Genomic DNA, 16,426 nt, shown 5'->3' with positions numbered 1-16,426 from the left:
AGGAGAAAAGGGCTTGTATTACAAAACAAAAGGCTACCGATTATTCAGCATATTCAATTATATCTTTCTCGGCGTATTATCGTTGCTCTGCATATTGCCCATTATTCATATTTTGGCCGTCTCGTTCAGCAGCATGGCGCCAGCCTCATCCAATCTCGTTAGCTTCTGGCCGATTGGATTCACCACTGACGCTTATGTGAAGACATTTGGCAATTCCAATTTTATTAACTCCTTGCTGGTCTCGGTGAAACGAACGGTGATTGCGACCATCATTGGCATGGTCATTATGCTGCTTACGGCATTTCCGCTCTCGAAGGAAGATATCAGCTTCAAGGGCCGTTCGATCTACACATGGTTTTTCGTTTTTACCATTTTGTTTAGTGGGGGACTGATCCCCAGTTACATTCTGATTCAGAAGCTGGGACTTATGGATACGATCTGGGCACTGATTCTGCCGGGAGCACTGTCCGTATGGAATGTTATTCTCATGATGAATTTCTTCCGCGGTCTGCCCAAGGAACTGGAGGAAGCAGCCTATCTGGATGGAGCGGGTCATATCAAAACCCTGGCGCTGGTGTACGTGCCGCTGTCTCTTCCGGCCATTGCTACGCTGTCCCTTTTCACTATGGTAGGTCAGTGGAATTCCTGGTTTGACGGTATGATCTATATGTCGGACGTAAAAAATTATCCACTGGCTTCCTTACTGCAGACCATTATCGTGCAGCAGGATCTTAGTAAAATCAACGTAGATCCGTCCATGTTGGAGAACGTCTCTCAGCGTACGGTCCGCGCAGCGCAAATCTTTATAGGGGCTTTGCCTATTTTGCTGGTGTATCCATTTTTACAACGCTTTTTCGTTAAAGGGATCGTTATCGGGGCAGTGAAAGAATAGCATGGCCGTGCAAGTAACAACACATAAGGGGAGGAATACGGGTGAAAAAAGGATTGGCTTGTCTCTTGGCAGGAAGCATGATGGTTTCACTAATATATCCGGCAATGGCCGGAGCAGACAGCGCAACCAAGCAAGCGCAGGGAATGGAGCAGGTGCAGGCGAACAGCCTGCATTCCACACCCTATCGGGACATGACGGCCCACTGGGCAGAACAAGCCGTGACACAGATGCAGGAGCTTGCTGTGATTCAAGGTTATACGGACGGCACATTCAAGCCGAATGAACGCATCAGCCGCGCTGAGTTTGTTGTGATGCTGGACCGGATAATGGGCTTTGCTCGCGGGCAAGAATCAGCGTCTGTATCTTTTTCCGACCTGAATGAAAACGATTGGTATAATGAAGCACTGGTTAGAGCGAATAGCGCAGGGATCATACTGGGCACTGTTGCTGGACAGCTGTCACCCAATCAACCCGTCACCAGACAGGATGCCGCAGTTATGGCTGATCGAGCGTTCCAACTATCAACAGGCCAGGAAGATGAGCACGTGCTGACTCGTTTTACAGATGCGAAACAGGTGGCAGACTACGCCAAAAAAGCGTTCAGTTATTTCATTCAGGAGAAAATTGTAAACGGATACAATAAACAATTGGCTCCGACTGCCGACATTACGAGAGCAGAGGCAGCAACACTGGTATCCAATATGATTAAGGATGTGAAAAGCAGCCCGGGTACGTATGAGTCCAGCGTTGATGGCAACCTGGTCGTTCGATCAGCTGATGTCACCCTCCAAAACATGACCGTTGGCGGCAATCTATTGCTGGCCGAAGGGATTGGCGAAGGTACAGTGACGCTTGATGGGGTGACGGTTACGGGAAGTGTCATCATTAAAGGTGGAGGAAGCCATTCCATTAACATTCGTAATACCCAACTGAAACGAGTGGTAGTGGACAACGCTTCGGGACCGGTACATGTGAATATTACGGGTAACAGCCTGATTGAAGAATTGATTATTCTGCGCAAAGCGATGGTTGAATTGTCTGACGAGAGCGTCATTGCTGCATTAAGCGTGAAGAGCAAAGCTCGGCATACCCGGATTGATGCAAAAGGAAAAATCAAACTGCTCAATGTGGAAGCGGAAAACGTGCTTGTTAACGGGAAAGAGGTCACAACAGGCCAGCACAGTGTTAATATGACGCTGGGTAATGAGCAGCCAGCAGCATCGAGACCTCCTACACCTGGAAACGGGAACGGTTCAAATGGTTCCACGCCTTCGAATCCGGGTGGACAGAGCCCTTCTGTTCCTGGTAATCCTGTGGGAGAGAAGCCTATTCCGGCAACGATGATCCCGAACAAGGATTGGGAAATGATCTGGAATGACGAATTTAGCAGTTCAGCTATCGATGCATCCAAGTGGACGGTTCAGGATACCGGACTTGTCTATAACAATGAATTGCAATATTACAGCCCTGACAATACACGCATCGTGAAGGACGGAGATCGGAATGTACTGCAAATTGAGGCCAAACGGGAGCAAAAAAGCGGCAAGTCGTTTACCTCAGGCAAACTGATAACGATGGGAAAAGGGGACTGGACCTACGGTAAAGTTGTCGTTCGGGCAAAGCTGCTGGTGCAGCAGGGCATGTGGCCAGCCATCTGGATGATGCCTACGGATGAAGCACATTATGGCGGATGGCCGGCTTCCGGTGAGATCGATATTATGGAACTGATCGGTGGCAAAAATAAAGACCATGAAGTGTACAGCACCATCCACTATGATGCCGTCAAGTCTGACGGCTCGCACGGGCATGATCAAGGCAAGTTTACTCTTCCCGCTGGCGAGTCCTTTGCAGATGATTACCATGATTTTCAGGTGGAATGGCTGCCTGGCATGATTCGTTTCTATGTGGATGGCAAGCTTCATCATCAGGTGAATCATTGGCAGACGACTGCAGCAGGTCAGCCGGAGAGCTATACCTTCCCTGCACCCTTCGACAGACCGTTCTATTTGATCCTAAATCTCGCGGTGGGCGGAGATTGGCCGGGATCACCTGAGAATGAATTTGTCTCCGAGAAGATGAATGTTGATTTTGTTCGGGTGTACTCTTATAAAAAAATAAACGAATGGCCGGACGTGACTTCAACTCCAATTGAGCCTGAACGGCAACGTGCTCCACAAGCAGACGGCAACGAAATCTATAATGAACGCTTCACTGAAGGCTCCGATGCAACCGGGGTGCCCAATGAATGGAAGTTTATTACGAATGAAGGCGGAGCTGGGGCAGTTGAAATCGTTGACGATGAACAGCAGGGCAAGGCTGCGAAAGTGACCATCTCCCAGGCGGGAACCGAGAGTTATTCCGTACAATTGACGCAAATGCCGATCTATATGAAGAAAAATAAAAGGTATAAAGTAGAGTTCGATGCCAAAGCATCCGCTAACCGTGATCTTCGCTCCAAAGTAACACAATTTGAGAAAAGCTGGACGAATTACTCCGGTGAAAAAACCTTCTCATTGACCACTGAATGGCAGCCATTCGAATACACATTTAATATGCGGGATGGCGCAGACAATAATGCTCGATTCGAATTCAATCTGGGCCTGGATGAAGGGACAGTCCTGTTGTCTAATGTCAGACTGACGGAGATGGGAGAGGCTGATCCGATCCCTGTGGAGCGGAAAGCATTGCCGGATGGCAATTATGTTTATAACGGTACGTTTGATCAAGGCAAGGAGCGATTTGGCTTCTGGTCCAAGCAGATTCAACCTGATGCTGAAGCTCAGATTTTCGTCAACAATTTCCTGAAGTTCCCAATCATGGAGCGACAGCTCGTGGTTGATGTGAAACAAACGAATGGGGAGCAAGATCAAGTTGCTGTCGTTCAGCCTGATATGAAACTGGAAGGTGGCACAAACTACGGATTCTCTTTTGATGCCAAGGCCGATGTATCTCGCACGATGGATGTGGAGTTGTCTACCGCTGAGGGTCATGACGTACAGATACATCAAGGACAATCGATTCAGATTGGTCAAGAAATGAAGAATTATTCGGGTGAGATTGTGATCGGAGAGGGACCCGCTGCAGCAACGTCTGAACTGAAGTTATTATTTGGCAGTTCAGCAGGAAAGGTCTACGTCGATAACGTTCGTCTGACGAAACGGGGAAAGCCTGTATCGATCCAGAACTATGCACATATTCCTGCAACAGAAGCATGGCTCATGCAAGGCCTGCAACTCGAAAACTCCGATGAAGGCGGCAAACATGTCAGCTACATGGACGAAGGTGATCTGCTGCAATTCAAAATGGACGGGGCGAACGATGGGGTGTACGTTTTCTCCACACGGATGGCGAGTGCCAAAGCCGATTCAAAAGTTCGATTCAGTGTCAAGGATGAGCAAGGTACAACGGTGGCCACCTCACAGCTGGTGCTTGGAGATACAGGTGGTTGGCAGACCTATAAAACCATATATTTCCCAGCGGTTTCCCTGAAAGCCGGGGCAGTGTATTACGTTAATTTTGAAGGGAATGAATATAATACACGCTGGCTGGACGTCTCGCAAAACATACTTCAGAACGGGGAGCTGACTTCAGATCAAAGTGGTTGGGAATTGATCCCCGCTGATCTCGTGGTATCCCATGGAGTAGATCGAGGTATTAGCATCACTTTGCCGGGAACAAATGAGAACTGGTGGGAAGTGTTATTGCAGCAGGAGAAACTTTTGCTGGAGGGAAGAAAAACGTATCGTTTAAGCTTTGAGGCATCAGCAACCACTGCAAAATCCATGCAAGTGGTAGTGTCACAGGGGAACGGCGAAGACACAAAGTATATGGATGAAACGGTAAACCTGACAGAAACCAAACAATCATATGTATATACGTTTAGAATGGGGGAACAAGGGGGGTCAGCTGCCTTGTTAAACTTTGGTCTCGGCACCGCTTCGGCAGGAGAGCATAACGTATCCATTCAGAATGTAATGTTGTACGAAGTGAATCCTGGTGCGGATCAAGGGGGACAGCCGGAACATGTCAATCTGATTCCGAACGGCGACTTTGCAAAAGGCAGCGAAGGATGGTTTAAGCATTCTGACGGGAATAGCGAAGAAATGGCATTCCATGTTGCGAATCAGAAGCTGCAAGCTCAAATCGGTCAGGCGGGAACTAATCCGTGGGATCGACAGGTTATTAATGAAGGTTTTGCCATGCAACAGGGATATAAATACAAACTGACGTTCAAAGCCAAAGCGGATAAACCGCGCAAAATGGGCCTAGGCATCGGTTGGGTTGACGTTCCCGCAGGATATGCATGGCACGGATTTTTTGGTGAACAAGTGGACTTATCTACCACGGAGCGGGAGTATACCTTCATATTTGATACTAACGAGCCGAGCTATGCGAACAGCCGCATCGTGTTTGATATGGGCAACATTAGTGGTGTCGAAGACGGGAATACAGCGATTATGTTATCGGATGTGAGCCTCAACCATATGGGGCCAACCCAATAAAATGGCATAATTTTCATTCATGAGTTTGTTACACTAAAGAATGCATTGCAAGTCATGGGAAAATAATATAGCCCTCCATCAAGTGCATGAAAGAGATCCATTTAACATCTTCACTATCATAACAATGAGATTTTTAGCAAACAAGCACGTTTATCCATTGGGGATGAACAGTGCTTGTTTGTATTTTGGGAAGATAAGCTGAGTATAAAAGAATATGAAGATCCATTTATGATTTTGTCGGTATAAGTTCCGGTACGCATCGATTGTTCAGTTTAGTCTCATTGCTTGTTTATTAGGCTAGTACGGCCTACATACATAAAATCTTATAAGAAATTCTTGAAATTTCAGAAATTTATCCGATAGGGGGGTGCTAATATACAAATACAAACAAAGACGAGGTGATGATATGCAAGTGAAATTGGCAGCGGACGCCATTCCCCTCTCCAAAAAGCGGAAGTCATGGATAAGGACGATCCAAAAATATAAAGTGATGTATGCTCTCTTATTACCAGCCTTAATTTACTTTGCCGTATTCAAATACATTCCTATGGCGGGAATATTGATTGCTTTTAAAAACTACAACCTGGCTTTGGGAGTATGGGATAGCCCATGGGTGGGATTCAAAAATTTTACGGATTTTATGAACGGCGTTTATTTCTGGGACATCATGAAAAATACGATTGTTATATCGCTGTATAAGCTATTGTTCGGTTTCTCCGCTCCCATCTTACTTGCTTTACTGCTCAATGAAGTTCATACCCAATGGTTTAAGAAAATCGTACAAACCATTACTTATTTACCCCACTTTCTGTCTTGGGTCATTGTGTATGGATTGATGGTAGCATTATTAGCCCCAGGCGATGGTCTTTTTAATATGATTTTGAAGGAAAGTGGTTTTCAGCCCATTTCATTTCTAACGGAGCCTGCTTGGGGAAGACTGCTGGTCATCGCATCTGAAATATGGAAGGACATTGGATGGGGAGCGATTTTGTACCTCGCCGCATTAGCAGGTATTGATCCAAGCTTATATGAAGCGGCTCGAATGGATGGCGCTTCCAAATGGAGACAGCTCTGGCATATCACGTTACCCGGCATTCGAGGAGTCATTATTCTGATGCTGATCCTTAAATTAAGCCATATTCTGGATGCTGGCTTTGACCAGATATTCATGTTTGCCAACACCTTTAACCAGGAGAAGATCGACATTATCGACACATGGGTATACCGTGAAGGGTTGGAGCGTCTTAAAATCGGCTTGGCTACTGCTGTAGGATTGTTTAAAGCTGTCATTGGATTTGGTTTAGTTTTGGCAGCAAATAAGCTCGCCAAAAAATTCGATGGGCAAATTTGGTGAGGTGGTTTTTAATATGATCAATTTGACAATCGGGGAAAAAGTTTGGCAATCCGTCGTTTATGTGATTCTTATTTTTTTATCGCTACTTTGCTTACTACCCTTTCTGTATGTGATTGCTGTCTCCGTGACGCCAGAATCGGAAGTGTTAAGAAGAGGGATTGTTATTATACCAGAATCTTTTACCTTTCTGGCCTATAAAGAAGTATTTATCTCTCATGGGATCTGGCAGGCGTATAAAATTACGTTGTTTCGAACGATTGTAGGTACGATGCTGAATGTGCTTTTTACGGTCTTAGCAGCTTATCCGTTATCCAAAAAATATTTGCCGGGACGCAGCCCGTTTTTACTATTCATTGTGTTTACCATGATGTTTAGTGGAGGGTTAATTCCGACTTATCTACTAATTCGCTCTCTGGGGTTGCTAAACAGTCCGTGGGTATTGATTATTCCAAATCTCATTAGTGCATTTAACCTGGTGATCATCAAAGGCTTTTTCGAGCAATTGCCTGGTGAAATCGAGGAATCAGCGAGGGTTGACGGTGCAAGTGAACTTCAATCGTTATGGCGGATCATTTTACCACTGTCTTTGCCCGTCATTTCCACCATTTCTTTATTTTACGCAGTGGGGCATTGGAACAGTTATTTTGATGCTATTGTTTATATCAATGATTCCAACTTCATGCCGCTTCAAGTAGTCTTGCGCAACATCCTGCTCAACGTTGCAACACAAAGCGCTGAGTCGCTCGCCAATTCCGGAGCTGTAAGTACGTTCGCTGTGCAGATGGCTACCGTTGTTGTGACTACGGTTCCGATTTTAATCGTTTACCCATTTTTACAAAAACATTTTACCAAAGGTGTGCTCTTGGGATCCGTTAAAGGTTAAAAGGTGTTCCAACCTAACTTATTACGGTGAAACCGTGATAATATACAATCAAAGGAGAGGTCAATATGCAGCGTAAGAAGATTTCATTTGCTATTCTGTCGGCAATCTTAGGATTGGGTACGCTACTGTCAGGATGTGGGGGAAATGAAGAAGTTACATCGACAGCTTCGAGTAATTCGCAAGGCCAGTCTGGCCAGTTTGCAACCAAAATGAAAATCTCAATGTTTAACCAAGGCACTTTCAACGCTGCTGCTCCGGTACCTCCACGTGATGAAGATGTTCAACGTCAAATGTTGGAAAAAGAGATGAACATCGACTTGGATATGATGATTCCTCAAGCTGGGCAAGCAACAACCAAACTGAATACACTCATTGCAGGCGGAGATATTCCAGATTTGATCTTCTTGAAGAGTCGGGCTGATCTCGCGCAATATTACGACCAAGGCGTTCTTGCGGATTTGACACCGTATCTGGATCAATTCCCTGAATTAAAGAAACGGTTTGGCAACGACTCATGGGATGCAATGTCCTATCAAGGAAAAACGATTGGAGTTCCAGGCTATGATAATGTTAACGGTATTAGTCGAAGCTTCTTCATCCGCAATGATTGGCTGAAAAAGCTGAATATGGAGGTACCAACGACACCGGATGAGTTGTTCGAAGTTATGAAAGCCTTTACAGAAAAAGATCCGGACGGGAATGGTAAAAATGATACGTACGGATTCATCGGCGGTATGAATAAAGAAGGTAATCTGCAAACCTACGGCTTCGATAGCTTGATGTGGATGTTTGGTGTCAATCCTCCTTCGGCCGTTGAGATAAAAGATAATGAACCGGTATTTCTGTTTATCGATCCTAAAATGAAAGAAGCGCTTGCTTATATTAATAAAATGATGGCCGCCAAGGTGGTTGACCCAGACTGGGTGACGATGAATTCGCCTGATTTGTTGGACCAAAAGATGTTTAAGGGTAAAGTTGGCTTCATGATCAGAGATGCTCGCAGACTGGAGCCGGATTATCAACAGAAAATGAAAGAAATTAGTGGCGAGGTGCCGGAATGGATCGTCATTCCTCCGATGAAAGGTCCTTATGGTGATCAAATTGTAGAGAGAAAATCATTTCAAGGCAATTCATGGGCCATTTCCGCGAAAGCGGATAAGGACAAAATCATTCGGATCTTGTCCATGCTGAATTATCTCTTTACAGACGAAGAAGCTTATCCGAACTTTGCATACGGAATTAAAGGTATTCATTGGGATGTGGTGGACGGCAAGATCAAAAATAAAACCTCCGAGTTATCGAAGGAAATGAAAGAGAAGTACCTGTGGGTCGATCATTATAGAATGCCACGTCGTGGTGATGATGCGGAGTACTTCAGCTTCCAGAATCCGAAGACGGCGGAGGCTTTCAAGGACAATCAGCAATATGTGGGGCCAACGTTGCCCGGGAATTTATTGACCCCAGACCCAAGCGATACCTTGGATGCTGACCGCACACGTTTCATTAATGAAAGTTTAGTTAAATTTATGACAGGCAAAGAGCCTCTTTCCAACTGGGACAATTTCCTCCAAACGTTGGATACCAAGTTTGACATGCAGAAATATAAGGAAACAGCAATCAAACAATTTAAAGAGGCTGGCCTTATCAAGTAAAATGAATAAACGAAGAGAGTGGCTATTCGTAGCCCCTCTCTTTATTAGCATATGCTATTCTTAGTTTACTATAGAATTAAAAGGAAGATGATGGATGCCAAGAAGAATCAGCTTGCCTTTAAAATTATTTTTTCTCGTGTTTGCGTTTGTGTTAGGGTGCATCATCTTGATAAGCCAATTGTCTTATCGCTATGTCCAAAAGGAAATAAGAACCAATGACATTTTTTACACCAACCAAATCCTTGACAAGGTAGACCAGTACTTCACTGTTAATTTTTCTTCCTTCCAGACGATTCTCTTCTCAGTCGAAACATCAGTGAAAGCCAATATTGACAATGCGGAAGTGATTAAAAAGCAATTAAGAGAACTGTATGAACTCAATAGTAGTTACGTCAGTAATATTTATTTGATCAAAAGCGATTTATCCATTCTAGGCGGAAGTACAGCTACTCGAATATTCGATGAACCTCTATCTGAAAGAGAACCTTTGTTTGATGCGGCTGATAAGAACAGAAGGACTACCTTTGTTAGTGAACCATACAAATCGAAGTATTCTGGCTGGACCGTTACGATGGTTCGATATCTGAACGGTGCTCCGTTTCCAATGGCCATTGCGGTTGACTTGGATCTAAATGCCATTGAAGAAACCTTGTTCAAGATTAATAAACAAGAACAAATGAATCTGGCTCTGATCACAGCGTCAGGTAAAATCATTGCCGGATTTTCTGAAAATAAAGGACTACTGAATATTCAAGATCATACGTTTTCAATCGGGGAAACGTCAGCGGAACAAATTCTGGATACGACAGAAACAAGTCTTCAACTGCATACCATGGATGGCATTCCGGTCTCCCTTCTAAAAAAACCGACGGAGAAATTCAACTGGACTATCATCTCAATCAATGATGAATCACGCTTGAAAGCAGCTTTGTCCAGATTGGAAACCTATTATATTGAGCTTCTAGCTGCAGGTCTTCTCTTAAGTTTGATCATTTCTTTCTTGGTTGCCAAATATATAAGGAAACCACTCTATACACTCAAAACAAAAATGAAGCAAGTGGAGCAAGGCTTACTCACAACGACAATTACGGTTAATCGAAACGATGAGTTTGGAGATCTTTCACGAGCATTCGATCGTATGCTGCAGCAAATTGTGGAACTGATTCGGCGAGCGGAACTTCATAATGAACTTGAGCGGAAGTTGGAAATCCAGGTGCTACAGTCTCAAATTAACCCTCATTTTCTGTATAACACACTTGGTTCGATCAGCAACGTTATACGTCTCGGACAAATAGAGAAAGTAGATGTAGTCATCGGATCGCTTATTTCATTATTGGAATACGGGATAGACGATGCTTCAGAGAAGGTTTCCTTAAGTCAGGAACTACGTAATGTAGCGGACTATATTGAGATCCAGAACATTCGGTATAACCGAAACTTCCACTTGATTGAAAATATCGAAGCAGGGTTAATGGATTTTCCTGTTTTTCGAATGCTGCTGCAGCCTCTTGTGGAGAATAGCATCTTCCATGGTTATAACGGAGGAGGAATTGAGGGGCCTATTACGATTCATGCGTACAGGGAGGACGGTATCGTCATCATAGAAGTTGTTGATCAAGGCGAGGGAATTCCAGCTGATAAAATAAAGCATATTTTAACCTCAGAACCGAGTGAAATGGAACTAAAAAGGAAAAGAATCGGGCTAAATAATATTCATGGCCGAATAAGACTTCACTACGGAGATCAATTCGGACTGCAAATCATTAGCATACCTAAGGAAATAACCCGTGTACGCGCTGTATTCCCGGCAGAATTGCAAAAAGGAGATGCATAATGGTGAGAGACTATACCTGCTTCATTGTTGACGATGAAGACCTGATCATTCAAAGATTGGAATTGTTTTTTTATGAACTCTCTCATAGGGATAAGCGATTTGTTCTAGTGGGCAAAGCGAATAATGGGCAGAATGGGATCGAGGAGATCATAAAACTTAAGCCGGACATCGTCATATCCGATATCGTTATGCCGCGAATGGACGGAATCTCCATGATTGAGCAGCTCAAGGCGGAGCTCCCCCATACCCAATACATACTTTTGACCGCCTATTCATCCTTTGAATACGCCCAGCGAGCTATTCAAGCCAACGTATTGGAGTACATTGTAAAGGTTCCATTGAGGGAAGCCGATTTGAATCGAGCTTTGGATAAAGCAGCCGGAATTTTAAATGAGTTTAAGAAAAAAGAAGCGGAATTTCAATCATTAAATGTATCCGTGCTTGAAAATAAATATAGAGTGCGCAAGCAATTTTTCAACGAACTGATCAGAGGCGAAATTCCTTCTCATCGGGCATCGGATTTTGCTAATCGCATGCAGTTTCATTTCTTTCAAGCGAACTATTGCTGCTTCATCGTTGAGATGAATACGTATGAAAGTTTCCGAAACGAATACGCTGCCGCAGATCAAAACATCTTGAAATATGCGATTACAAATATCATCGAAGAGACGGTAATGAATGGTGGTAGTGGGGTAGCTGCGGATCTGTCCGATAATTGTTTTATTGGCTTTCTATCCTGGGAAAATAGCCGCAGTGATATGGAAACGGAATATGCTTGCCTTTCCTTGGGAGGGCAGATTGTCTCTCATTTGCATCAATATTTGAATCAAAGAGTATCTGTCGCTTTTGGTGGTCCACACCGAGGCTGGGAATCGATCAAACAGGCGTACACGGAAGCTAAAAATGTGAGTGAGGATTTCTATTATCATACCGAGAAAGTCGTAAAAACACCGATGCATCGGTTCCAATACCATAATGACAAAAAAGCAGAGTTTCAGCAGAAGCTGGCTGATTTTCTTATACGGCTGAAAAGGAAGATTTCCAAGGAAGAGCTGGAGAATGCACTTGCCGATCTGTCACAATTTGTTTCGGACCATAAAATCCACAAGTCCATCATGGCGCCAATGATTAGAGACTTGTACAGAGACATTACCGTAAAGTTTAAATCAGGGAACAAGATGGCCACGGAAGTCCCAGACTTCCCCATGGAATTTATGGCTTTTCAGGAGCAGCTCGCTTATATTGGTGACTTCACATTCGAATACGTACACGCGGGCCAACTATTACATCGTGCAGAAATCATGAGTGCTATGCATTTTATCGAGAAAAACCTGAAACAACGCTTAACGTTGGAGGCAATTGCGGAGGAAGTGAATCTAGCGCCATCGTATTTTAGCAGCTTATTCAAAAAAACAATGAGCGAAGGCGTGATCAGCTACATCAACCGTAAAAAAATCCATCTCGCTCTTGAGTTGTTAAACGTCCGGGATTATTCTTTATTGGAATTGTGTGAGGAAGTAGGCATCGTCAATGAAGGTTACTTTTGCAAACTGTTCAAAGAATATACGGGTGATACACCTAAGCAATATCGGATAAAAATGACACGGTACGAATCCAAATAAGGATACAAAAAATGTATGATTTTTTCGTGAAATCCTGTAAAAAAAAAGAGGCCAAAACCATTACCATGATAGGAGCATCTAATCATGGAGGTTATCAAAATGGAGCTTATGAAAGCAGATGTAACCGTCGTAGGTGGAGGTATTGCAGGGATATGTGCTGCCATTGCAGCTGCACGCCAAGGTCTGCAGGTTTCACTTATTAATGATCGGCCGGTGCTTGGGGGAAATGCGAGCAGCGAGGTCAGAGTTCATATCAACGGGTCGGCATATCTCGGAAATAGTCCATCCTATTATGCCCGTGAGGGCGGGTTGGTAGAAGAACTCAAGCTGAAGATCTTTCATTATAATCCGTTATACAACAAGAAGCTTATGCTATCGCTTTCGGATACGGTCTTGCTCGACATGGTTTATGATGAGCCTAACATTTCTCTGTTTCTGAATACATGTGTACATGAAACGGGCATCGAGAACGGCAGAATTCAATGGGTGGAGGGCCTTCAATTAGCTTCCGAAAGAAAATTTCGTTTTGAAAGCCCAACCTATATCGATTGCTCCGGTGATGGAATTGTTGGATACCAAGCAGGTGCTGACTTCCGATGGGGAAGAGAGGCGAAGCATGAATACAAGGAGGAGCTTGCTCCAGAAGTGGCGGATCATTACACGATGGGCGATACGATTCTGTTTCAAGCCCGTGACGTAAACTATTCCGTTCCTTACAAAAGACCTGGCTTTGCGTATGATATCACGAAGCTGGAGTTTTTCGATAGTATCCGAAAAGGATTAAACCATCGGTCTTTTCCAAGGAAAATCAATGGACTTGGTGGATTGTGGTGGCTGGAATACGGCGGACATATGGATATTATCAAGAATAATGAAGACATCGCATTGGAACTGCGGAAATTGGTGTACGGGATCTGGGATTATATCAAAAATAGCGGTGAGTTTGATGATGTAGACAATCTCATCTTGGATTATGTATGCCCGATTCCGGGAAAGCGGGAGTCGAGACGTTTTATCGGGGAACACATGCTGTCTCAGAACGATCTTACAGAAAAGACTCATTTCGAAGATGCTGTATCCGTCGGAGGCTGGTATATGGATCTGCATGCGAATAAAGGCATCTACGATGAGGGGCCGGCTACAGCGTGGAATTTCGTGCCGGGATTGTATAATATCCCTTTCCGCAGCTTATTTTCACGCAATATTCCCAATCTCATGTTCGCTGGTCGCAATATAAGCGCTACCCATGTGGCTTTCGGGTCTACAAGGGTGATGGCGACCTGTGGTTGTATGGGGCAGGCGGTAGGAACAGCTGCTGCGTTATGCGTAAAATATGACACAGACCCCGCGGACATCGTCAAAGCGCATATGGATGAGCTTCAGACGCAGCTGCTACGAGACGGGCAAACGATTGTAGGGCTTCAAGAGCAGTTGGATCCTTATTTTGCTGATGGATTAACGATTCGTGCCTCGTCACAGCGAAGCTATGAACATCTTCATCCAACCGAAGAGATCTTCTTGGAGAAAGCGTTATGTTTGGTCTTGCCGATTCAGACATCCGTGGCTGAAAGTGTGCAGATCAAAATTAAAAATAGATCCGAGCATTCGGAAACGTTGCAAGTGAAGCTATTTGGCGGGGAACGGAAGGAAAACTATATTCCTGCCAGCGAGCTGAAAGGATACAACTTGGTGATTTCAGCGGGGCACGATGACTGGATTACACTGGACCTCAGCTGTAAGAAGCCAGCTGACGACAAAATCTACATCGTATTGGAAGGTACGGCGAGCCTTGGCGTATATGGTAATGAAGAAAAAATGACAGGAGCGGTGAGCTTCTATTATAGACCGGAAGAGCCATCCAGACTGAAGAAATTCAACAGAAGCATTTGCTTCAAGGATCTAATACCATCCCAGGATATGTATAATCCCGCGAATGTCGTCAACGGCTTCTCCAGACCTTATGGTCTGCCGAACGGCTGGATTTCTGAACGTTCGGAAGGACAGGAGTGGTTGGAATTTGGTTTTGCAAGCCCCAAGAATCTGGATGAAATCCATCTTGTTTTCAATTCGCAGCTGAATTTGGAGCATTTCGACGATCCGATCGAGCCGTTGATTCAAGATTATGATGTGATCTTAACCTTAGAAGACGGAACCGAGAGTGAAATGAATATCCGTGGTAATTATCTTTCGTTGAATAAACATGAGGTGCATGCAAAAGGTGTAACCCGAATCCGGTTTGATTTCTGTGCAACGTATGGTTCGCCTTATTATGAAGTGTTTGCTGTCAAATTTTTTGCTCCTAAAAACGCTAAGTGAGGGCGGGTGAAGTCACGATGAAGGAATTTTTCCCTCGAAGAGGGCTGCCTAATGTCATTCAAAAGTTGGAAAATGGGGAAACAGTAACAATTGTCTATTTTGGCGGCAGTAATACACGTTCTAAAGGATATAGGGTCATGACGGCGGATTGGCTGCGAGGGCAATATCCCCATGCAGATATCCGCTCTGTGAACGCAGGCATTGATGGGACAGGATCGGACCTCGGCTGCGCCCGTTTGGAGACAGATGTACTGCGTCATCAGCCTGATCTCGTATTTGTTGAATTTGTTGGAAACGATGGGGGAGTTCCCGAATCCAAAGCACGGATCGAAGGTATTGTCCGACAGATTCGCAAGCACAGCCGCTTTACGGATATCCTGTTTGTGTATACGGTTAAGGAACGGGATTTGACCTCATTTCAATCCGGCCAATACCAGAAGGGCGCTCGTATGCAAGAGGAAGTCGCCGACTATTACGGCATTCCTTCGATTCATCTGGGCGTAGCAGTCAGTCAATTGGTTTTGGATGGAAAGCTCATTTTCACCTTAAGAGCAGACGTATCTATTCCCGGAGCCGTTATTTTTACGCATGATTCGATTCACCCAACGATTCCCGAAGGACATCAGATTTACACAGATACAATCACCCGGTCGTTTGAGAAAATCAGAGAGCTTCGAGATCACGTAGGAAAAGTCGAACATCACTTGCCGCAGGACCCATTGGTCCCGGCCAACCCTTGGGAGTATGCAACCATGCTGCCACTGGATCGTCTTACTCATTTTTCCGCGGGGTGGTCTTACATGACCCCTGATGATTTTGCTTTAGTGCGCGAGTATGATTGGTTGTTCCCCGGTCTATGGCGAGCAGTCGATCCCGGAGAGACGATCACAGTGGAGTTTGAGGGAACCCACATCGGATTATTCGATATTGGGGGGCCGGATTCCGGCAGATTGAAGGTAACGGTGGATGGAGGGGAACCCTTTCTTATCGATCGATTCACATCATATAACGATCATAATCGAAATCAATATGTTTTCTTACCGGAGCTACCAAATGGGAAACATACGGTTCGCTTCGAAATTGATCACGAGAAGACAGACAAAGCGGCCATGTTTGAGGCGGTCGGCAATGAACGAAGTATGGAACATGTTCGGCAGCATCCGGCTTGGTATGATCAAACGGTCATTCAGCTTGGGAAGTTGCTATTGGTGCAGCCGCCATTATAATTGATTAGTCTACTTGGAAGACCTATATTCTATCTGACTGCAATGAGCGCTCAATTAGGATGTAGGTTTTTTTTTTACTTAAAATCTTATAAGAAATTCTTAAAATGAAAGAAATTTCACCGTGATGTGACATGCTAAGATAGAA

The 16,426-nt window shown here is 44.5% G+C and carries 9 protein-coding genes; all 9 read left to right on the top strand.

The features are described from left to right. The first annotated feature begins 13 nt into the window (after window positions 1-13). On the top strand, window positions 14-892 hold the full coding sequence (locus CS562_RS28020) for a carbohydrate ABC transporter permease (protein WP_090899062.1): 879 nt from the start codon (window positions 14-16) through the stop codon (window positions 890-892). Between the two features lie 41 nt (window positions 893-933). Further along, entirely contained in the window at window positions 934-5,394 is a 4,461-nt protein-coding gene (locus CS562_RS28015) for a carbohydrate binding domain-containing protein (RefSeq protein ID WP_099858861.1), read from the top strand. A 406-nt stretch (window positions 5,395-5,800) separates the two neighbouring features. Further along, on the top strand, window positions 5,801-6,748 hold the full coding sequence (locus CS562_RS28010; RefSeq protein WP_053781115.1) for an ABC transporter permease: 948 nt from the start codon (window positions 5,801-5,803) through the stop codon (window positions 6,746-6,748). Between the two features lie 13 nt (window positions 6,749-6,761). Next, complete coding sequence (locus tag CS562_RS28005) at window positions 6,762-7,631, top strand: carbohydrate ABC transporter permease (RefSeq protein WP_076291360.1); 870 nt, start codon at window positions 6,762-6,764, stop codon at window positions 7,629-7,631. A 65-nt stretch (window positions 7,632-7,696) separates the two neighbouring features. Then, complete coding sequence (locus CS562_RS28000) at window positions 7,697-9,283, top strand: extracellular solute-binding protein (protein WP_099858860.1); 1,587 nt, start codon at window positions 7,697-7,699, stop codon at window positions 9,281-9,283. Window positions 9,284-9,449: 166 nt separating this feature from the next. Beyond that, on the top strand, window positions 9,450-11,117 hold the full coding sequence (locus tag CS562_RS27995) for a sensor histidine kinase (protein WP_257219628.1): 1,668 nt from the start codon (window positions 9,450-9,452) through the stop codon (window positions 11,115-11,117). Continuing rightward, entirely contained in the window at window positions 11,117-12,739 is a 1,623-nt protein-coding gene (locus CS562_RS27990) for a response regulator transcription factor (protein ID WP_099858858.1), read from the top strand. Before CS562_RS27995 ends, CS562_RS27990 begins: the two co-directional genes overlap by 1 nt. 84 nt (window positions 12,740-12,823) lie before the next feature. Further along, on the top strand, window positions 12,824-15,055 hold the full coding sequence (locus CS562_RS27985; protein ID WP_099858857.1) for an FAD-dependent oxidoreductase: 2,232 nt from the start codon (window positions 12,824-12,826) through the stop codon (window positions 15,053-15,055). Between the two features lie 17 nt (window positions 15,056-15,072). Continuing rightward, entirely contained in the window at window positions 15,073-16,281 is a 1,209-nt protein-coding gene (locus tag CS562_RS27980) for an SGNH/GDSL hydrolase family protein (RefSeq protein ID WP_099858856.1), read from the top strand. Window positions 16,282-16,426: the final 145 nt, after the last annotated feature.

This window comes from Paenibacillus sp. LK1, assembly GCF_002750415.1.
GTDB classification, from domain to species: Bacteria; Bacillota; Bacilli; order Paenibacillales; family Paenibacillaceae; genus Paenibacillus; species Paenibacillus taichungensis.
The sequence above is the reverse complement of the archived record's forward strand: the minus strand, read 5'-3'. Positions and strand labels throughout refer to the sequence as shown.